Genomic DNA, 19,274 nt, shown 5'->3' with positions numbered 1-19,274 from the left:
AGAACTAAAGCAACTTGAAGATTTGGTTTTTTTGTCTAATTCTAAGGAGGATTTTATACTTAATATAGAAAAATCTGTGAATTCAGATAAGAATAGAATGGATAAAGCCGCTAATTTCATAAAGGATAATGATTGGAACGCAAAAATACAAAAAATATTGAATTTACTTTTCTATATATAATAGTTTTTACTTTGTATTGCTTAAATAATTTTATTGATAGATTTAGCCTATTTTATTTTGGCTCATATGCGTATACATATAAGGCTTTAATTTATTTAATATGGTTATTTATAGCTATTTTTTCTTTCAGAAAAAAGACTTCCATATATATGAATATTTTTATTTGCATATTATTTATTTATATGTTTTTTGATATTAAAATCGGAGCTGTTGCCTTTATGACATATTTTTTACCAGTTATTGGAACTTTCTTTTTCTTTTCAAATTGTATTAGATCAAAAACTCAAATTAATTTTATTATTTCTGGGCTGGGCTCTTTTTTTATATTATCGGTTTTTTATGCTATATTTAATGAGATATTTGGCTATGCCGACTTCGAAAAGGAGGCTTTTAATTTGATGAGTAACTCATTTGAATCAGATGGAGAAATTAGAACAAGATCATTTTTTGTGGGGGAACAGACTTTATACATATATGGCATTTCTATTGTCGTGCTATCTTTTATTTTTAGAAATAAATATAAATATATTTTTTTGTTGGCTCTTGCAACTCTATCTTGCTTCTATATTCCTAAAAATCCATTAGTATTTGCAGCTATTTTTATTTTTATGTTATTTTTATTAAAAATTAAATTTAATCCTATGTTATTTAATATATATTTCTTTGTAAATATTTGTATATTATATTATTTTGCAAAAATTACATATCTTTCAGGTGTGTGGTCTTTATATGGCTCCTGGCTTCATTATACTCCTTTTGGTGCACCTAGTGTTATAACTAGATATGAAATCTGGGATAATGCTATCTCTCTCTTCTTCGCCAATCCTTTTGGATATGGTCTTGGAGCGGCTTCGTATGTTTTTGGCAACGCAAAGATTATTACACCCCATTCTGAATATTTAAAAGCACTTATAGAGCTTGGAGTACTTGGCTTTTGTGTATTTTATGCATTTTTATATCATATAATAAAGATGGCTTGGTTATTATATATAAAAATGGAAGATAATATATTTTTATATTTTATAGCATATATTTTTGCTTTTGTTTTTATTAGCTTTTTTAATGATCATTTTTTTGGAAATGCTGAGAAACTGTTTTTTTGGATGGTTGCTGGATTGATATATAATTTTAAGTATGAGCGATTGAATGGAAAAATTAATAGTTGATTTTCGTATGCATAAAGCATCCGGTATAGGTACATATGTCAAATCACTACTGCCTTTTTTGGTGGAAAAATTTGAGGTTATTCTGCTTGGTAGTAAAGCCGAGATACGGGACTATGCGTGGAGCAAAAACGTTAAAATTTTAGAATGTAAATCTAAAATTTATTCTATAAAGGAGCAGCTTGAGCTGCCTTTAAAAATTCCTAAATGCGATATCTTTTGGTCTCCGCATTACAATATTCCAATTCTACCAATAAGAGCTAAATTTAGAGCAGTTACTATCCATGATGCATTTCATTTGGCCTTTTATGATACGCTAAATTTTATGCAGAAAATATATGCAAAAACGATTTTTAATCAAGCACTAAGCAGAAGCGATATAGTTCTTAGCGTTTCAAATTTTTCGCGGAGCGAGATATTAAAATATACTAAAACCGATAAAAATATTTTCGTTGTGCCAAATGCGATAGACGAGAGGCGCTTTAATCGCCATTGCGATTCAAACGCCTTAGAAGTGGTGGCAAAGGACTATGGTCTTCCTGAGGATTTCGTTTTGTTTGTAGGAAATGTCAAACCGCATAAGAATTTAAAGAATTTATTATTTGCATTAGAAAAGATGGATTTAAATTTAGTCATAGTAGGGAAAAAGGATGGCTTTATAACGGGCGATAGCATTATTTCTGAGATTATTCGGAGAAAAAATCTAAGTAATCGTATATTTTTTACGGGCTATGTTAAAGACGCAGATATCGCTGCTATCTATAATTTGGCGAAATTATTTGTGTTTCCGTCGTTATACGAGGGTTTTGGTATTCCGCCGCTTGAGGCGCAAGCGTGCAGTTGTCCGGTCGTTTGCTCAAATGCTGCGAGTTTGCCTGAAGTTTGCGGCGATAGCGTTGTTTATTTTGATCCGAATGACATAGAAGATATGAGAAATAAAATTCAAACCGTTTTAAACGATAAAAATTTACAAAACGAGCTTCGCGCTAAAGGTTTTGAAAATGTAAAAAGATTTAGCTGGGAGTGCTCGGCTAAGCAGATTATCGAAATAATGGAGAATTTGCAATGAAAAAAGCCCTTATCCACGACTGGTTTAGCACCTATGCGGGCGCAGAGAAATGCGTCGAGAGTTTTACCGATATCTGGGATGATTTTGAAATTTACAGCCTCATCGACTTTTTAAGCGATGCCGACAGAAATAAAATTTTAAAAGGCAAGCGCGCCCACACAAGCTTTATCCAGAAGCTGCCCTTTGCGAAGGACAAATACCGCAACTACCTGCCGCTATTTCCGCTCGCGATAGAGCAGTTTGATCTAAGCAGTTATGACGTCGTGCTGTCTAGCTCGCATGCCGTCGCAAAGGGGGTGCTGACGCACTCAAATCAGCTTCACATCGCTTATGTACACACGCCGATCCGCTACGCGTGGGATCTATATCATCAGTACTTGCGCGAAAGCGGGCTGGACCGCGGTCTAAAGGGTATGCTGGCGAAGTATTTTTTACATAAAATTCGCCTTTGGGACGCAAGTACCGCAAACCGTGTGGATCACTACGTCGCAAACAGCCGCTACATCGCGCGCCGTATCCAAAAAACCTACGGCAAGCCTAGCGACGTCATCTATCCGCCCGTGGACGTGGATAAATTTACGCTGCGCGAAGCCAAAGAGGAGTTTTACCTCACCGCCTCGCGCATGGTGCCGTATAAAAAGATCGATCTTATCGTTGAGGCGTTTTCGCAGACGGATAAAAAGCTACTTGTCATCGGTGATGGCCCCGATATGGCAAAAATCAAGTCAAAAGCGGGCAAAAATGTCGAGCTTTTGGGCTTTGCGAGCGATGAAACGATGGCGGATCTCATGGGGCGGGCTAAGGCATTTGTTTTTGCCGCAGAGGAGGACTTCGGCATTACGCCAGTGGAGGCGCAGGCATGCGGCACGCCGGTGATCTGCTTCGGGCGCGGCGGCGCTCGCGAGACGGTGCTTGATGGCGAGAGCGGGCTGTATTTTATGGAGCAAAACACAAAGGAGCTGCTTGCCGCCGTAGCAAAATTTGAGCAAAATTATGATAAATTTGAGCCTGTAAAAATCAGAGAAAATTCTTTAAAATTTTCGCGCGCGCGCTTTGAAACCGAGATCAAAAGCTACGTCGAGAAAAAATATGAGGAATTTAAGGACGGCCTAAATGACTAATATAATCCTAAGCGGCGGCAGCGGCACGAGGCTGTGGCCCATCAGCCGCACGCTTATGCCCAAGCAGTTCGTGCGCCTCTTTGACGACCGCTCGCTTTTTATGATGAGCTATGAGCGAAACTCCCCGCTATGCGAGCGCACGCTTGTCGTCTCGAATGAGCAGCAGTATTTTTTGGCGCTCGATCAGCTTGAGGCTTTGGGTGCGCGCGGCGTGAAATTTTTGCTCGAACCAGTCGGCAGAAACACAGCTCCTGCGATCGCGCTTGCGTGTTTGAGCTTAAAGGCCGAGGAGATTGTTTTTGTAACGCCGAGCGATCATCTAATTAGAGATGAGGCGGCGTATAAAAACAGTGTCTTGCGCGCGCACGAGCTTGCGAAACAGGGGTTTTTGGTGACGTTTGGTATCAAGCCCACGGAGGCAAATACGGGCTACGGCTATATCGAAGCTAGCGGCGAGGACGTGTTAAAATTTCACGAAAAGCCTGGGCTTGCGGCGGCGCAAAGCTACATAGAAGCGGGGAATTTTTACTGGAACAGCGGGATGTTTATGTTTAAAGCGGGCGTATTTTTGAGCGAACTAAAGGCTCAAAGTCCTGAAATTTATGAAGCCTGCATCCGTGCGCACAAAAATTCTAATGCGGAAAATCCGATTAGAATTAAACTAGACGATATGCAAGAGATCCCCGCAGATAGCATCGACTACGCGGTTATGGAGCGCACGAGCCTTGCCAAAGTCGTGCCCGCAGACATCGGCTGGAGCGATCTGGGAAGCTTTGATAGCTTAGACGCCGAGCTGCCCAAAGACGCGAACGGCAACACCGCAAGCGAGCAAAATATCGCTCTAAATTCTAAAAACAATCTCATCATCGGCTCGGGCCGCACTATAGCAGCCATAGACGTCGAGGATCTCGCTATCGTCGATACCAAAGACGCTTTGCTCATATGCAAAAAAGGCTCTACCCAAAAGGTAAAGCAGGTGGTGGAGCGGCTAGGCGGTAGCGATCTAGCGCGCGTGCATGTAACGACGCACCGCCCGTGGGGCAGCTACACGGTGCTCGAAGATGAGCGCGGCTACAAGATCAAGCGCATCGTCGTTAAGCCCGGCAAGCGGCTATCGCTGCAGAAGCACTACCATCGCAACGAGCACTGGATCGTTGTTAGCGGCACTGCGACCGTGACTGTGGGCGAGCGAAATTTCTTACTACGCGAGAATGAATCTACGTTCATTAGGATGGGCGAGGTTCACCGTCTCGCAAACGAGGGCAAAATTCCCGTTGTACTAATCGAAGCTCAAGTCGGCAGCTACACCGGCGAGGACGATATCGTGCGCCTGCAAGACGATTTTAATAGGAGTTAGGATGAAAAAGCAACTCTGCATTTTGATAATCTTGGCGGTCGATATTTTCGGCATCTGGCTTTGCTTCGGGCTTGCCGTGGTGCTTAAAAATCTGCTCTACGGCGATAGCGTGCTGCTGGATATCGGCAGGTATCAGGGCTTCGCGCCGTCCTACGTCATAATGATATTTTTGTTTTTTTATCAAGGGATCTATTCGAGGCGATATGATTTTTGGCACGAGAGTAGAATTTTAGTGAGAAGCTGCTTTTTTGGGCTTTTGCTCAGCCTTGCGTTGCTTGCTTTAATCAAAGTCAATTACGAATTTTCGCGCGCCAGCTTTATTCTGAGCTTTGCCTTTATGGCGGTGGTTTTGCCGATTTTTAAGCTCATAACGAAAAGAGAGCTTTTTAAATTTGGCCTATGGCAGAAGAGGGCGAAAATTTTAGGCGAGGGCGAAGAGTTTGAGAGCGCCGTCTTAGAAAGCGCGTATTTGGGATACGTTAGAGCTCTTGGCAGCGATTACGACGTGTTGTTTATCGGCGGAAGTAGGCTTGGGGCGAAAGCCTTGAACGAGCTTATCGAGCATAATATCAGAAAGAACAAAGAAATTTTATTCACCCCCGTGCTGCGCTCATACGACTTTACGCAGGCAGATATTTACAGCGTTTTTGCCTCGCGTACCAGCCTCTTTGCGATACGAAATTCTCTGAAAAGCCCTTTAAATTTAGCTCTTAAACGCGGGCTTGATTTGGCGCTAATTTTCTTAGCACTTCCTTTGCTGGTGCCGATTTTTGGTATAATCGTGCTGATGATGAAGCTAAAAGAGCCCACAGGGAGCATATTTTTTTCGCATCAAAGGATGGGGCTTGGCAGTAAGCCGTTTGGATGTCTGAAATTTCGCTCGATGAAAAAAAACGGCGATGAAATTTTAGCTCAGTATCTAAAGCAAAATCCGCAAGAGGTGGAGTATTTTGAAAAATATCACAAATACGAGCACGATCCGCGGATCACGAAGCTGGGCGATTTTTTGCGAAAAAGCTCGTTAGATGAGCTTCCTCAGCTGATCAACGTCCTAAAGGGCGAAATGAGCATCGTTGGTCCTCGCCCATGCGCACAATACGAGCGCAAAGATATGGGCGAATACGCTGATCTCATACTCGCCGTCAAGCCCGGTATCACGGGACTTTGGCAGGTGAGCGGGCGCAGCGATGTGGATTTTGCGACCAGGGCGGGCATGGATGTGTGGTATATGAAAAACTGGTCGATATGGAACGATATCGTCATTATTTTAAAAACCTTCAAAGTCGTTTTGGCGCGCGAAGGGGCAAGCTGATAGTTTATAGAGTTTAAGACGGGGCTGCCTCTTTTGAGATAAATTTTAATTTAATACAAGCGCTTCGATCGAGATATTAGAATCGCTTGAGGCTAAATTTGCACTATTTAAAATCATATATAACAATACAATCGCGCGGCAATAGCTAGGAGTTTGCAGTGCAAAATTTGAAATTTTGAAATTTCATCGCATGCTTGCGTAAAATAAGACTACGTAAAAATGGTGATAGTTTAATGCACGCGATTAAGATGATGTAGTATCTGGGGAAAATTATTAGCGCAAATCGTATTACTTAAGCACACAAAAAAGGGCTCTACCCGATAAAATTTACTGCCGCTTTCCGCTTCTGCTCGAATACTACGATGTAAAATTTTTACAAGACAGATAAATTTTGCCCTTACTTTCTCGCCGACGCATTTTAAAATTTTAAAATGCCTATCTCACAAAAGCTGCAGCTATTTTAAAATTTGTGGAATTAACGGATAAAATTTTGATCTATTTGAGCGATAAAAAGTGGTGTCCCGTGTAGGATTCGAACCTACGGCCGCCTGATTAAGAGTCAGATGCTCTACCAACTGAGCTAACGAGACAAGAACTATAATTGTAGTGATAAAAATATAAAAAACTGATTAAATTTTATAAAAATTTCGTTAAATTTCATAAAATTTTATTCGGTCTTTATATATCTAATAACTCATAAAAATTAAATAAAATACTTTAGTAAAGAACCAATAAATCTTTTTAAAATAACCTATGCACTTCGATTTCACATCTAGGCGCTCTTGCGCAAACTCAACGCAAAGTCCAAAACAAGAAGCCCCATAAGCGGGGCTTAACTCGATAATTTATTTTGCTTTTTTAGCCTTTTTGCTTCGCGTAGCCTTAGCATGAGTTCTAGGAGAGCGGTTTGAGATGATCGGCTTACCGTCAGGATATTTTTTCTGCACGTGATTTACAGGTATCGCTGCACTGCTGCTAGCGCCATATTTCTCGCCGTTTGTGAAATATTTCCTCATCACTTCCTTCCATCTTTTTGCGTATTTATTCGCGCGCGGAGAATCGTTTAAGATATCCTCGTAGTCGTAAATTCTCTCATAGAAGTCGTTAGTTAGTTGATCGTCGATAGTGATTCTGCCGTTGTCGATCGATACGCCTAGGTAGACGCCTGTTTGCTCGCCCGGGCTTACCATCCATGCAGAAATATCAGGTAGATCGGTTGCGCGACCTGTTCTTCTACCTACGCCGCCCGCCGCAGCACCTACATTGATCTCAAGGGTATCTGTGCCGGTAAAAATGTCTTGATATGACTTCGTAGTATGAAAGATCATCACGATGTCGCTCGTCTCGTAGCCTGCTTGTAAGCCCACGCCGTAGCCTTTATATTTGATAAAAATCGGCGAACTCCACTCGCCGTTCTCGCCTTTGACGCTAAAAATTCCATCGCCGTATTGTAGCGATGCGCCCGCAGCTAAACGTTTTACGTCGGTTAGGATTGCGACGGCTTTGGCGCTGGTTAGATAGCGCTCATCGGTGCCGAAGTTATTAGCCGCTACGAAAGATCTAACGACGTTAGTCGCCGCTATAACCTCTTGATTTGCCACGACGTCCGCGTGCAAAAGACCGCAAAGTGCAACAGATGCTAGAAGCAAAAACTTTTTCATCATTTAATCCTTTTAAAATTGAATTTTCGTTATTATAACAGCAATTTCATTTGTTTTAGCTAATTTTTAACAAAAAATTGATGAAAAATAACGAATTTTGGAAAATTTATGAAATTTCTAGCTATTTTTGCACTTTTGGCGATCAAAATTTTCGCTTTAGACATAGTAAACGGCGACGTTATTATCTTAAAATTAGATCAAAGCACGACCGAGTTGAGCTTTGGCTCAAAACAAATTCCTCTCATCATGGCTCCAAATTCTAGCGATAAAATCGCCGTTTTAGCAGCGAATTACCGCGCTAAGGGAGATTTTGCACTGCGGATAGTAGATCAAAGCGGCAGTCACGAGCAGATCGTCGCTTTGAAAAAGGGCGAGTATAAAAAAGAGGCTCTAAGTGTCGCTCCAGGTAAAGTTAAACCGCCCAAAGAAGCCGCCGCGCGTATCAAAAAAGAGCTCGACGAAGCCAACGCGATCTATGCGATCACCACGCCACGCTATCTTTTTTCCACGCCGTTTGAGCTGCCTTTAAACTCCAAAATAACCTCTGCGTTCGGCAATGCCCGCACCTTTAATGGCGAGCTTAAAAGCTATCACAGCGGCACCGATTATCGTGCCGCGGTAGGCACTGCGGTGCGCGCCGCCAATGACGGCGTCGTAGTCATCGCCAAAGACCGCTACTATGCCGGCGGTTCGGTCGTGATTGATCACGGCGGCGGCATCTATTCGCAGTACTATCATCTAAGCGAGATCAAAGTGGCGCTTGGCGATCACGTTCGCAAAGGCGATGAAATCGCGCTTTCGGGCGAGAGCGGTAGAGTCAGCGGCCCGCATCTGCACTTCGGCATCGCGATCAACGGCGTGAGCGTCAATCCGCTAAGCTTCGTCGCTAAATTTAATGAAGTGGTTTTTGGCGAGCGCTAAAATGCCCTACAATCCGAAGGAGTTGATGAAAAAAATTCTCGCAGGCAGCGATTTTAAGTTAAAAGGCTCGGTCAAGGGTCGCGTCCGCGTCGCGAGTAGGGACGGAGCGATCGTAAATTTTACCGCTGCAGACTTCGGCGTGCAGAGCCTAAACGACAAAATTTCGCTCAGTGGCGAGCAGTTCGAGCGTTTTAGAGCTAGAATTTTTGGGATTTTAAACTCCGGTGGACGCGAGCTTGCAGGTAGGCTCACGCTCCCTTCTACGCCCAAAAAGAAAGCCCGCACAGATCGTCTCCGCGAGGCGGATGGCTATGCGGAGTTTGACGGCGCCTGCGATTTTGATAGCTTTTGCGGCGGAGATTCGGGCGCAGTTTCGCCCGAGGCTGGCGGCAGCTTGGCAAAGACCTCGTATGCCACAAATGCGAGGCGCGGCGAGCGAGATTTTCCTGCGCGCAGCGCTCAGAGTGCGCAAGGCTTTACTTCTAGGGCAGAATTTCAAGATGTTTCGCAAGCAGAATTTTATGGCGCAGCTCGGGCGGAATTTTGCGCAGATACCGCGTGGGATACGACGCGCGAGAATTTAATTTTGCAAAATGATGCTGCGCAGGATGACGTGAGCGTGGGGCTTGCTGCTAGTTTCGAAGAGAGCGCAAACGCGAGAAGTAAAAATTTTATGCCGCAAAGCTCTGCGCCTGCGAATTCTGCCAAAGGACAAAGCTTCATTCCTACATCGCGAAATTTTATTTCCGCGCAAAGCTCTGCGCTCGTGAGGGATTCCGCATTTGAGGCGCAAAATTCTAATTTTATGGCGCAAACGGAGAATTTTGCAGCTGAAAATTCGTTTGTAGCAGAGCAGGACGCGGACTTACGAAGTAAAAATTCTACGGCACAAAGCTCTGCATCAAAAAATTCCACTTTCGCAAATTCTGCGCTTGATATAAAGTGCGCAAATGATTGTGGGCCTCAAGGTTCCGAGTTTTCTAAGGGGCAAATCGCGAATTCCGCTAGCTGCCGTGCCGCAAATTTTGCCTTAGAAAATGCCTTGGAATTCGCGCCTCAAGATGAGAATTTCGTTGGTGAGAATTCCGCGTTTTTGGCAAAAGGGCAAAATTGCGCGCCCGAAAATTCCGCCGGGCAAAATTTAGCACAGAAAAGCTCCGCACAAGAGTGGCGCCCTTCGAATTTGCCGCCGCAAGTGGGAAATAAATTTGTGCCCGAATTTGAGCAATCCGCGCAGCCTGCGTTAACGGGTGAGAATTCTACGTTTGCTTCTTCTATGGCGGAGGGGGCGCTTGGTGATGAGCCCGCGTCTGCTGCTTTTGGGAGCGAATCAACTTTTGCGACTAAGCCCGTAAATTTCTATGGCAAGCCTGCGCGCAAAGCGCCTGCGAAAGAGCGCGCGCGCCTGCCGGGACGTCCGCAGGCTCTGCCTATTGCAAGCACTTCGCGTCCTATCTCGCTACCGCAAGCGTCTAAAGCTAGGCTCATCGAGCTTAAGCCGCGTTTCATAGGCATCGCGCATAGGATTAAAATTTCGTTTTTGAAAAAGAGCGCGAGCGAGCCTGGCGAAGGGGTTTTGGCGCGCGTTCGTATTCCGCTTTTGATGGAGAATTTCGGTCTTAATGATATTTTGTCGTCCACGGCGAGCTACCAAATGGCGAAAAAGATGGTGCGCACGATCGCTGATCTTTACATCGCCAAGGACCTACGCGGCGTGCACATAGGCGTGCCGGTGCGCCTTGAAATGGGCTTTAAAAGCGGTATCTCCGACGTCAGCAACCACGCCTTTATCTTTAAGCTCATCGAGGACAGCCTCGTCAAAAACGGCGTCATCGACGACGACAATGCTGATATCGTGCGCGAGATCAAGCTTTTTAAGCAAGATGTTTTCGACGGGGTTTTAGTAAACATCATGCGGTTTGAGTAGAGGCTTTGCGGCGCCTCGCGTGTAAATTTTAAAAAATTCGCGTTACCGCATGAAATTCCATCGTTTTCGAGCTTTAGCTCGCACCGCAACAAGCGTTTTTTAAAATTTTTTTGATCAAACCAGTAAAAATTTGAAAGGATTGAGATGCAAAAAGCCTTTTTTAATTCGCCTATTGGAATGCTTGAAATTCAGGATGACGAGATCGGGATCTGCAGTATCGACTGGGTCAAAAGCTCTGTCTGCAGCCCCAATGACGAGATCTTTAAAAAACACGACGCAGAGCTTAAATTCGGCTTTGTGCGTGCAGCGGATGATAAAGGACGCGATTTAAGGCTTAGCGATTTAAAAAAGAATTTGGCTCTTTGTACAGACGAGCTTGGCGCATATTTCAGGGGCGAGCTTGAAAGCTTTAGCGTTAAACTGAGCCAAAATGGCACGCAGTTTCAAAAGTCCGTGTGGAGCGCGCTTTTAGAGATCCCTTATGGTGAGGTCGTAACATACGGCGAGCTAGCCCGGGCTATCGGCAGACCGCACGCAAGCCGCGCAGTAGGCGGCGCAAACGGCAAAAACAAAATCCCCATCATCGTGCCGTGCCACCGCGTCGTAGCTGCGGGCGGGCTCGGCGGATACAGCGGCGCGGGTGGCGTAGCGACCAAAGCGTGGCTGCTAAACTTCGAAAGAGAAAGCTTAGCCAAATTGGGCAAGTAAAATTCCGTTAAATTCTGCTTTGCAGGTACGGCGCTGATTTTAAAATTTTACCGCGAGACGCTGCGAAATTTCATAAAACGATTTTGTAAATTTCTAGTTTTTGCGGCGACCAAGATAGTTAAAATTTTGCAAGAAGCGAAGCCTGCTTGAAGCTCTAATTTGGAATTTATCACGCCGCAGACGCCTGCTATGAGTGGTTGAAATTTTTCGCAGTGATAAAATTTAGCCTCACGAAATTCTGCGCTGAAATCCTTTGATAAATTTTATCCTGCGTGCATTTAGTGCAGAGCAGCGCGTAAAGCAGCAAAATTTTGAATCCCTTTCGTGAAAATAGGCAAGGATAGCAAGTTTTGAGGCGGAATTTTGCAGAGGTTAAAATTCTGTGTCGCTACGCCGTATGGGCAAAATTCCACGCCGCTGTATCAAAGCAAAGTAAAATTTTAATTGCGCTTGTCAGGCATGGTTAAAATCCGCGCAGAAGCGGTAAGCGGGGCAGAATTTATCTCAGCGGCAACGTGACTAAATAAAATTCTATAAATCCACGAAGCGGGCGGTATCCCAGCAGAAACGGCATTGTCCTAGCCAAGCTTCTTGCGAAAGCGGCGGGTGCGCCAAAGATAAAATTTTTCACGGAGACGGCAAAGTACAGCAGTATGCTGCTAGAGACACCTAGCGAAGATGAAATTTTGCGCGAAGAGAGCGAGATGAATTTTGCGCAAAGACCGCGCTATTTGCTGAAATTCTCGCAGAAGCAGCATTTTTATAAAAAATCCTAGTAGGGGCAGCATTATCGTCGTCAAAGCTCACCTTCGAAGTGGCACGTTTAGCTAAGGCTTCTTTCTTGCGAAAGCGACGTTGCATAGCAAAGTAATTGTAAAAGCGGCGAGCGTGCTGCAGATAAAATTCTTAGCAAAAGAGGCGCAGAGCGAAATTCTTACGCAATACGCACGGCAAAGATAAAATTTGCCAAGCAACTACGAGCGAAAACCCTGGCAAATTTGGCGAAGCTTGGCAGAACGCAGAAAATCTACGCAGCTTTGCCAAATTCCTAAATTAGTCGAAATTTTCTATCAGATCGCTAAAAATTTTAGCTAAATTTTCGATGTCGCTAATCTCTACTCGTTCGTTGATCTGATGGATCGTGTCGTTTCGCACGCCAAACTCCGCCGTCTCCACGCCAAACTCCGCGAAGTATCTCGCATCGCTCGTGCCGCCTGCGGTGTTTAGCTCGGCTGCTGCGCCACAGATCTTCTGCACGCTAGCGCTTAGTTTTTGCACGATCTTAGAGTTTCGCTGAGTTAAAAAAGGCTTTGAGGAGCTTTTTAGTGCGAGATGTAGCGATGCGCCTGCTCGCAGCTGTGCGGTGCAGCTCATTTCTAGCTTGCCGCAGGATTCGCTTTCGTTGCACAGCACGTCTTTAGCATCCAGCTCAAATAACCTCAGTACGTAGTCTCGCACGTCCTCCAGCCCCAGCCCTACGCCGCCGCGTACGTTAAACATCACGCGTACGTCCTTGGGTGTTACGTTTACTACCTGCGAACCGCCGCGAATGTCGGTGATGACTATCTTAGCCGAAGCGAAATCCTCGCTGCCAGCGTCCAGATCATGCCCCGCGAGGCTTGCTAGCACCGGCGCTAAAATGTGGACAGGATTGATGCATTTATCTGGGTAGGCTGCGTGCCCGCCGATACCCGTGAGTGTGAGGATGCCGTTAATCGAGCCGCGACGGCCGATCTTAATGGTATCGCCGAAGCATACTTCGCATGTAGGCTCCGCAACGACTGTGAAGTCGGGTAGGGCACCTTGCTCGCGCAATTTAGAGAGCATTTCGCGCGTGCCGTAGATGCCGTCACCCTCCTCATCGCTGGTTAGTAGTAGGCTCAGCGTGCCCTTAAAATCGTGTGCCGCCGCTAGCGCGCAGATTGCCGCTGCGATGCCGCTTTTCATATCCTGCGCGCCGCGCCCGTATAAAAAGCCATCCGCTTCCACCGGCACAAAGGGATCGCTCGCCCAGCCCTCGCCCGGCGGCACGACGTCGATGTGCCCGGCAAAGCACAGATGCGGACCCTGTCCGAAACGCTTGGTAAAAATCGCGTTAGTTACGCCGTTTAGCTCGAATCTATCCTCGCTAAAGTCCGCCAGCAGCATCGAGACGTAGTTGAAAGCTCCGTCGTCGCTAGGTGTGAGCGAGCGGAATTTGATGAGCTCTTTTAGAATTTCAATCGGTTTCATAAGCCATCCTTTGGTTTAAATTTTAGCAAAAATTATAGCGTATAGAAGCTTTAGTGCAAAAAATACCAAAATAAACGCCGAGATATATGCAAATGCTCGCACTACTATGTTTGGAAGCTTGCTACGAGCTAGATATATAGCAAGCGGAAAAAGCGTGATCCAAGCTAAAATTCCGCTTACAAGCCCCGCAAGAGCAAGCGCGAAATTTGCTCGCGCGGTACCGGCAGAGACGCTGAGCCAAAACATAATGACGTATGGATTTAGTAAATTTATCAAAAAGCCTTTGCCGTAAAGCGCCGCGCCTGAGCAAGCCTCAACGCTTGCAGGCTGCACCGAGCTAGTCGCGCCATGCCAGAACGCGTACGCCGTGTAGAGTAAAAAGCATGCGCTAAATACCGATATGCAGGCAAAAACGATCGGGATTTTGGCTAACTGCGATATGCCGAATGCCGATAGCGCCAGATAGAGCATATCTGCGCTCATGGCGCCGAAGCCCAGGCATAGCGCCTTGGTGTAGCTTCGCAGTGCGTAGGACATTATCAGCACGTTTACCGGACCGATCGGCACGCTAACGCCCAGCCCCATCAAAACCCCTTGTATGAACGACTGCATTCCTCTGCTTATACTCCCCAAATGTGCTAAATTTCGGCACGCGCCGCTACGAAAAAATCTATGGGCGCGGCTTTGCAAATAGATCGATGACGCACAGCTTCGCGAATGGATCAATCCTAAAATTCCGCGCGACCGCCGATCGGTTTTTAAATTTAACGCAATCGCCGCCGTAATGCGCCTTAAGCTTTAAAATTTTAACGCGTGCGTCGTAGCCCGCTCGGCTCTAAAATTTTTAACGTGTGCGCTTGCATGCGCCTCGACTTTGAAATTTTAACGAGCGATTCACATACACGCTCAGTCTCAAAATTTCAATATGAGCATTATGTGCTTGAAATTTATACGAGCATTCATGCGGTGGACCCGCTCACTAGACTTCAAATTTAGTTTTTAAATTTTAACGCACGGATCGTGGTTTAAATTTACGGCTTGAATTTTGCGAGGCAAAATCCGCCGTCTCGCTAAGTTTGCAAGCTAAATTTCGCAAGGCGAAATTTAAACTAGCAAAGATTGGCGACGAACGGCGGCTCGCGCAAGTCGGTAAGTTTTAGTCGCGTAAATTTAAAGATCGCAGCGGTAAAATTTAGCTCGCCGAAATTTTGCTTTGCGTAATTTCGCGTGTCCGCGCTCATAAATAACCCATGATCGCAGATAAAATTTTGCGAAGCGAAATTTCGCGCTTTAAAATTTTATCCGTAAATTTTAAAATCCAGCCGCAGCGTCTAAAATTTGACCGATCGCCCGCTTTAAATTTAACCGCCCGCCCGCAATTTGGCTACGCTCGCATTTTAAATTTTATCGACCGCCGCAAACCTGGCCCACAAAATAGACGCGCCGCAGAGCATATCTCGCCACGACGCCAAATCGCGCCGTAAATTTTATCGTTTCGCAGCGGGACAAATTCCGTGCTGCAAAGCAAGAACCTGCGCGCCGCTGGATTAAATCTGCGTCGCAGAGCAATTCCGCGCCGCAGCTTGGTTTACAGAGATCTTGCGCGCAAAGCTCGCTTTGCAAAACCTCGCGCCGCAAGAGCTTTAAACAGCCTGCTTCGTAAAATTCCGCGATCGCAATAGCTAAATTTAAAACGAAAAATCCCCCGTCGCGCCGTGCGACATGCTCTCATAAACCGCCTTGACGTATTTGTCGCGCACCGCGCAATCCAGCAGCTTCTCACACTCCAGGCAGCTGGTGAGGTTGTGCTCGGCTTGGCACGCTTGTAGCGCGGCTAAGCTTTTATCCAAAATTTCGTCGTAAACGTCGCGCGGCGCGGTGTTCTCGGTATCAGCCATCAGTTTTTACCGCCGTAAATTTCATGCATCTTCGCGATCTCGTACTTCGAGCCGAAAAAGCAAGGGCTGCTTTGGTGGATTTTTTCAATCTTTAGCTGCAAAAGCGAGCCGTTTTCGCCGTCGCTGGTGGCGCCTCCGGCGCGCTCGAAGATAAATGCAAACGGCAGCACTTCGAATGTTACGCGAAGCTTGCCGCGCGGATGATCGCTGGTAGCGGGGTAGCTGAAAAGTCCGCCGCCTTTTAATAAAATTTGATGCAGGTCGCTTACCATCGCGCCGCTGTATCGCAGGCGGTAGCCCTCGTCAAACAGCGCTCGCACGAGCTTTCGGTGCGGTTCGCTCCAGCCCTTTTGCGTTGCACCCGTGGCGTTTAGCTTGCCTTTTTGCTGTAGGCGCAGGTCTTTTACGAAGCTAAATTTGCCCTCGCGATTTAGGCGGTAGAGCTTCGGCGCATCCTCGCAAACGACCATCTCAAGGCGCGGCCCATAGATACAATAGATCGCCGCTTTTAAGTTTGCGGGCGAAATTTCATCCTCGTAGATGCCAAATATCGAGCCCACGGCGAAATTTACGTCCACCAAGCTTGAGCCGTCGAGCGGATCGTAAGCGACGATTAGGCGCGCATCCTCTCGCAGCGTTAAAATTTCATCTTTCTCCTCGCTGATTAGGGCGCGCACGAGCGGATTTTTGCGAAATTCCGCCTCGATTATAGCGTCGCTTTTTACGTCGAGTTTGAGCTGCGTATCGCCCGTGCTGTTGTGATGATCGGTGTAGCCGAAGTCCGCGTATTTCAGCTCCTCGGCGATTTGTAGCGCGATATTTTGGATTGATTTTACGATCTCTTGCATTTTATTCCTTTACATTTTTTTGGCGTTTTTTAAGATCCATTCGCTAATGCCTGCAGCGTCGTTGATATCGAAATTTACCGAGCAAAACTTATCCATCTGCTCGCCGCTTAAATTTGAAGCGATCGCGTCCGAAAATGGTAGATACGCCGGATCGATCCTGTCGCGAAATAAGCTTATGCGCGGCAGCGGCAGCGTCTTTAGCCCCTCTACGAGCAAGATATCAAACTCGCCTAGCATCCGCACGACCTCGTCAATCTGCATACAGCGCTGCGAAAAATAGCTCGTCCGCGTTGGGCTCATCACGACGGTTTCGGCGCCGAGAGCGCTAAATTTGGCGCTGTCCTTGCCCTCTACGTCAAAGCGCGCCTTATCGCCAGGATCGTGCTTTACGATCGCAGTTCGCAGTCCGCTAGCGATAAAAATTTTAGCGATCTTGCAAATTAGCGTCGTTTTGCCGCTGTTGGAAGGGCCTGAAAATGCGATAACAAGTCTTTTCATTTTAAAATCCGGCTTTTTAAGATGAGCGGATTGTAGCGAATTTAGCCTTTTAAAAAGCAAAATTCGTTAAAATGTGCCTAAAATTTCAAAGGAAAGATTGATGAAGAAATTTGATTTTAGCGGCGCGCTAAACGGCCTGCTAAAGGGCGCGCTCCTAGCCGCGCTAGCGCTATTTTTAAACTCCTGCTCCGCAAACGATCCCCGTCATGATCCGCTTAAAAACGAGTTTCTGGCCTACACGCAAAAATTTGAATCGGTGCGCGCGGGCGATCGCTATTTGGGGGTGGCGACCTATCTAAATCCCGTCGCGCCCGAGCTTAGAAACGCCGCTGGAGACGAGGTGTTTTTGCTCACCTCCTATCCCAAAGAAGTGCAGATCGGCGCGGTTCAAATTAACGGCGTAAACGCAAACGTAACGCCGCTGAGCGACGGAGATCCGCTTTTGCAAAAGGAGCTTTTTAAGATCGCGTGGTCAAGCCGCTACAAGATCACCGCGCCTAAGAGCGATAAGGACGAGCTGGTGCTTAGCTACCGCACCTCAAACGACCTCAATGCCACGATGAAATTTCGTAAAATTTCAAAGTCGCTGTATTGGCAGCCGCAGATCGATCTGAAAGATTAAAGGAGAGAGGATGGGTTACGACATAAGCTACCATGCGATCGGCAAAGATGAAATTTCGCAGTGGTATTTCGAACCGCTAAAGCTCGCGCAGAAAGGCGATTTTGAGGCTATCGCTCAAATCGCGCGCGAAGCGGGGATGGATGAATTTTACGCAGAAAAATACGCGGATGGCTTCTGCTCGGCGCTGCAGTACGGCACGCAGAGGATTTTTAATAAAACGCACGGATTTCACCTCGCCGTGGCGCAGGGCTATTTTAGAGAGTATTTTTACACGCGCGGCACGGCGTTTAGTTTTTTAGCGGAGCAAAGCTCTAAATTTAAACCCTACATAAGCGATTGGCGCGAGGTTTTGCCGGCGGAATTTCTATCGGAGTTTAGCGGCGAAATTCACAACGAGATCGTCGAAAATTACTGCTGCGGCGCGTATCTTAGCGCCGATGGCGTGCAGAAACTGCTGCGCGATTATGAAGCGGGCGGCGAAATCAAATCTGCCATAGATGAGTTTTATGCGCAGAATTTGCCCGTGTTTTTAAAGGCGCTAAATTTGGCGCGCGAGCTTGAAGTGGGACTACTTGAGGCTACCGAGGTGGTTGAGCCCAATCCGATTGATCTTAATAGGTCCGAGTCGTTTTCAAATCTTTTTAATTGCGATACTCATGGCGCGCTGATCTACGCGGATATTGCGGCGCAGCAGATCGGCGAGGCGATAGAGCGAGATAAGGCAGGCGGAGGCGGTACGACGGGCGGAGAGAATTCTGCTTTGCGCGGCGTCGATGTAACGGGCGGCGGCAGTGCGACGGAAGCGGATGGCGGCGCAATGAAGGCAAGCGGCGAGAATACCGTCCCGTGCAGCGGCGATACGATAGAAGGCGGTAGCGAGAATTCCGCCACAGAAGATCATAAAGACGCAACCTCTGCAGGCGGCGAAAAGTCGCTTTTTGGCAAGATTAAAGGGCTTTTTAAATAGCAATTTGATCGCTAAATTTTAAAGTGCTCGCGGAGCCGCACGATTAAATCGCGATTAAATCATCTCGCGCTCGCAGGTCCCACGCCGTTAAATTTAACTAAAACGGCGCAGGGGGCAGGCGCAGATTTAAAATTTAAAACTTGCCGAAATTTTAAAACGGCGGCTTGCATATCCAAAGCTTTAAAGCGTCGCAAACAAGCTGCAAAAGAGGCTAAATTTAAACTTGTCGCAGCCTTCGCGGAGGGTAAGCTGCGGATAGGTTATATGTTTAAATTCCATAGCCGAAAACGCCCGATTTTGATTTCATGCTACTTAAAATTTTACGCTCGGGCGTTAATTTAATCGCTCACAAAACGCCGCGATAAAATTTCAATAAATTTTGAATTTTAAAGCTCGTCGCCCCAGAAATAAAGCTCGAAAAAAGCAAGCGCAAAGATAAAAAAGACTATCAGCGCCGCCTTGTAGACGTCCGCGCCGCCGATCGTGATGCCCAAGGGCAAGAGCGAGCGGCGAATCTCCTTGGCCAAGAGCTTCGCGTCGTCCTGCTTCATGCCGAGCGTGATGGCGAAGAAGTTCGCAATCTCCTTGAAGTAGAGCTTGCGGAAGGTCTTCCTTACGCCCGGCGCCATCGAATAGTCGAAGTTCGGGATCGCCTGTCCGCCGTGCATCTCGTTTTGGTTCGCCTGGATGGCGATGCAGCCGAGCGCGGCATAGGAGCGGATGTCGTTTGGTTCGCGCAGGTAGCCGTGCCCCGTCGAGAAACCGTCCTTGAAGAGCTTCAAGAGGTCA

The 19,274-nt window shown here is 46.5% G+C and carries 20 protein-coding genes and 1 tRNA gene; 12 read left to right on the top strand and 9 right to left on the bottom strand.

The genetic code is table 11. From position 1 onward, the window contains the following. The 6 genes from Q0537_RS03470 to Q0537_RS03445 all read left to right on the top strand — a co-directional run. Positions 1-181: hypothetical protein (locus Q0537_RS03470; protein ID WP_299225129.1), on the top strand; the 181-nt coding region annotated here is incomplete at its 5' end. Next, complete coding sequence (locus Q0537_RS03465; protein WP_299225127.1) at positions 133-1,347, top strand: hypothetical protein; 1,215 nt, start codon at positions 133-135, stop codon at positions 1,345-1,347. The genes Q0537_RS03470 and Q0537_RS03465, both read left to right, overlap by 49 nt. After that, on the top strand, positions 1,328-2,413 hold the full coding sequence (locus Q0537_RS03460; RefSeq protein ID WP_299225125.1) for a glycosyltransferase family 1 protein: 1,086 nt from the start codon (positions 1,328-1,330) through the stop codon (positions 2,411-2,413). The genes Q0537_RS03465 and Q0537_RS03460 overlap by 20 nt, the downstream gene beginning before the upstream one ends. Then, entirely contained in the window at positions 2,410-3,534 is a 1,125-nt protein-coding gene (locus tag Q0537_RS03455; protein WP_299225123.1) for a glycosyltransferase family 4 protein, read from the top strand. The genes Q0537_RS03460 and Q0537_RS03455 overlap by 4 nt, the downstream gene beginning before the upstream one ends. Further along, positions 3,527-4,891, top strand: a complete 1,365-nt coding sequence (locus tag Q0537_RS03450; protein WP_299225121.1) for a mannose-1-phosphate guanylyltransferase/mannose-6-phosphate isomerase — start codon at positions 3,527-3,529, stop codon at positions 4,889-4,891. The genes Q0537_RS03455 and Q0537_RS03450 overlap by 8 nt, the downstream gene beginning before the upstream one ends. Before the next feature lies 1 nt (position 4,892). Then, complete coding sequence (locus tag Q0537_RS03445; RefSeq protein WP_299225119.1) at positions 4,893-6,203, top strand: sugar transferase; 1,311 nt, start codon at positions 4,893-4,895, stop codon at positions 6,201-6,203. Between the two features lie 514 nt (positions 6,204-6,717). On the opposite strand, the gene Q0537_RS03440 is transcribed toward Q0537_RS03445, so the two are convergent. Together Q0537_RS03440 and Q0537_RS03435 are read right to left on the bottom strand one after the other, a co-directional pair. Beyond that, positions 6,718-6,793, bottom strand: a tRNA-Lys gene (locus tag Q0537_RS03440). Between the two features lie 255 nt (positions 6,794-7,048). Next, entirely contained in the window at positions 7,049-7,864 is an 816-nt protein-coding gene (locus Q0537_RS03435) for a lipid-binding SYLF domain-containing protein (RefSeq protein WP_005872227.1), read from the bottom strand. A gap of 108 nt (positions 7,865-7,972) precedes the next feature. Between Q0537_RS03435 and Q0537_RS03430 the strand changes: the two genes are divergently transcribed. The 4 genes from Q0537_RS03430 (at position 7,973) to Q0537_RS03415 (ending at position 12,196) form a co-directional block, all read left to right on the top strand. Then, positions 7,973-8,785 (top strand): M23 family metallopeptidase, encoded by an 813-nt coding sequence (locus Q0537_RS03430; RefSeq protein ID WP_299225117.1) that lies wholly within the window; start codon positions 7,973-7,975, stop codon positions 8,783-8,785. Between the two features lie 25 nt (positions 8,786-8,810). Next, the gene (locus tag Q0537_RS03425) at positions 8,811-10,712 is read left to right on the top strand and encodes a hypothetical protein (RefSeq protein WP_299225115.1); all 1,902 of its coding nucleotides are present in this window, start codon (positions 8,811-8,813) and stop codon (positions 10,710-10,712) included. Positions 10,713-10,856: 144 nt separating this feature from the next. Further along, positions 10,857-11,420, top strand: coding sequence for a methylated-DNA--[protein]-cysteine S-methyltransferase (locus Q0537_RS03420; protein WP_299225113.1), 564 nt, complete (start codon positions 10,857-10,859; stop codon positions 11,418-11,420). Between the two features lie 653 nt (positions 11,421-12,073). After that, positions 12,074-12,196, top strand: a complete 123-nt coding sequence (locus tag Q0537_RS03415; RefSeq protein ID WP_299225111.1) for a hypothetical protein — start codon at positions 12,074-12,076, stop codon at positions 12,194-12,196. 277 nt (positions 12,197-12,473) lie between these two features. On the opposite strand, the gene dapE is transcribed toward Q0537_RS03415, so the two are convergent. The 6 genes from dapE to mobB form a co-directional block, all read right to left on the bottom strand. After that, the gene (gene dapE, locus Q0537_RS03410) at positions 12,474-13,652 is read right to left on the bottom strand and encodes a succinyl-diaminopimelate desuccinylase (RefSeq protein WP_299225109.1); all 1,179 of its coding nucleotides are present in this window, start codon (positions 13,650-13,652) and stop codon (positions 12,474-12,476) included. A gap of 15 nt (positions 13,653-13,667) precedes the next feature. Next, positions 13,668-14,264 (bottom strand): LysE family transporter, encoded by a 597-nt coding sequence (locus tag Q0537_RS03405; RefSeq protein WP_299225107.1) that lies wholly within the window; start codon positions 14,262-14,264, stop codon positions 13,668-13,670. A gap of 497 nt (positions 14,265-14,761) precedes the next feature. Continuing rightward, on the bottom strand, positions 14,762-14,893 hold the full coding sequence (locus tag Q0537_RS03400; protein ID WP_299225105.1) for a hypothetical protein: 132 nt from the start codon (positions 14,891-14,893) through the stop codon (positions 14,762-14,764). A gap of 447 nt (positions 14,894-15,340) precedes the next feature. Beyond that, positions 15,341-15,550 carry a hypothetical protein gene (locus Q0537_RS03395; RefSeq protein WP_297960524.1) on the bottom strand — a complete coding sequence of 70 codons (210 nt, stop codon included), beginning with the start codon at positions 15,548-15,550 and terminating at the stop codon, positions 15,341-15,343. Next, positions 15,550-16,398: a class 1 fructose-bisphosphatase gene (locus tag Q0537_RS03390; RefSeq protein WP_299225103.1), complete on the bottom strand. Its 849-nt coding sequence runs from the start codon at positions 16,396-16,398 to the stop codon at positions 15,550-15,552. Before Q0537_RS03390 ends, Q0537_RS03395 begins: the two co-directional genes overlap by 1 nt. Before the next feature lie 9 nt (positions 16,399-16,407). Then, positions 16,408-16,896: a molybdopterin-guanine dinucleotide biosynthesis protein B gene (mobB, locus tag Q0537_RS03385; RefSeq protein ID WP_299225101.1), complete on the bottom strand. Its 489-nt coding sequence runs from the start codon at positions 16,894-16,896 to the stop codon at positions 16,408-16,410. Positions 16,897-16,996: 100 nt separating this feature from the next. On the opposite strand from mobB, the gene Q0537_RS03380 reads away from it, so the two are divergent. Together Q0537_RS03380 and Q0537_RS03375 are read left to right on the top strand one after the other, a co-directional pair. After that, positions 16,997-17,518, top strand: a complete 522-nt coding sequence (locus Q0537_RS03380) for a hypothetical protein (RefSeq protein ID WP_299225099.1) — start codon at positions 16,997-16,999, stop codon at positions 17,516-17,518. Positions 17,519-17,528: 10 nt separating this feature from the next. Next, positions 17,529-18,485, top strand: a complete 957-nt coding sequence (locus Q0537_RS03375) for a hypothetical protein (RefSeq protein WP_299225097.1) — start codon at positions 17,529-17,531, stop codon at positions 18,483-18,485. 386 nt (positions 18,486-18,871) lie between these two features. Here Q0537_RS03375 and nrdD read toward each other — a convergent pair. Further along, positions 18,872-19,274: anaerobic ribonucleoside-triphosphate reductase (nrdD, locus tag Q0537_RS03370; RefSeq protein ID WP_299225095.1), on the bottom strand; the 403-nt coding region annotated here is incomplete at its 5' end.

Origin of the sequence: uncultured Campylobacter sp., assembly GCF_938017775.1 — a bacterium.
Lineage (GTDB): Bacteria > Campylobacterota > Campylobacteria > Campylobacterales > Campylobacteraceae > Campylobacter_B.
The sequence above is the reverse complement of the archived record's forward strand: the minus strand, read 5'-3'. Positions and strand labels throughout refer to the sequence as shown.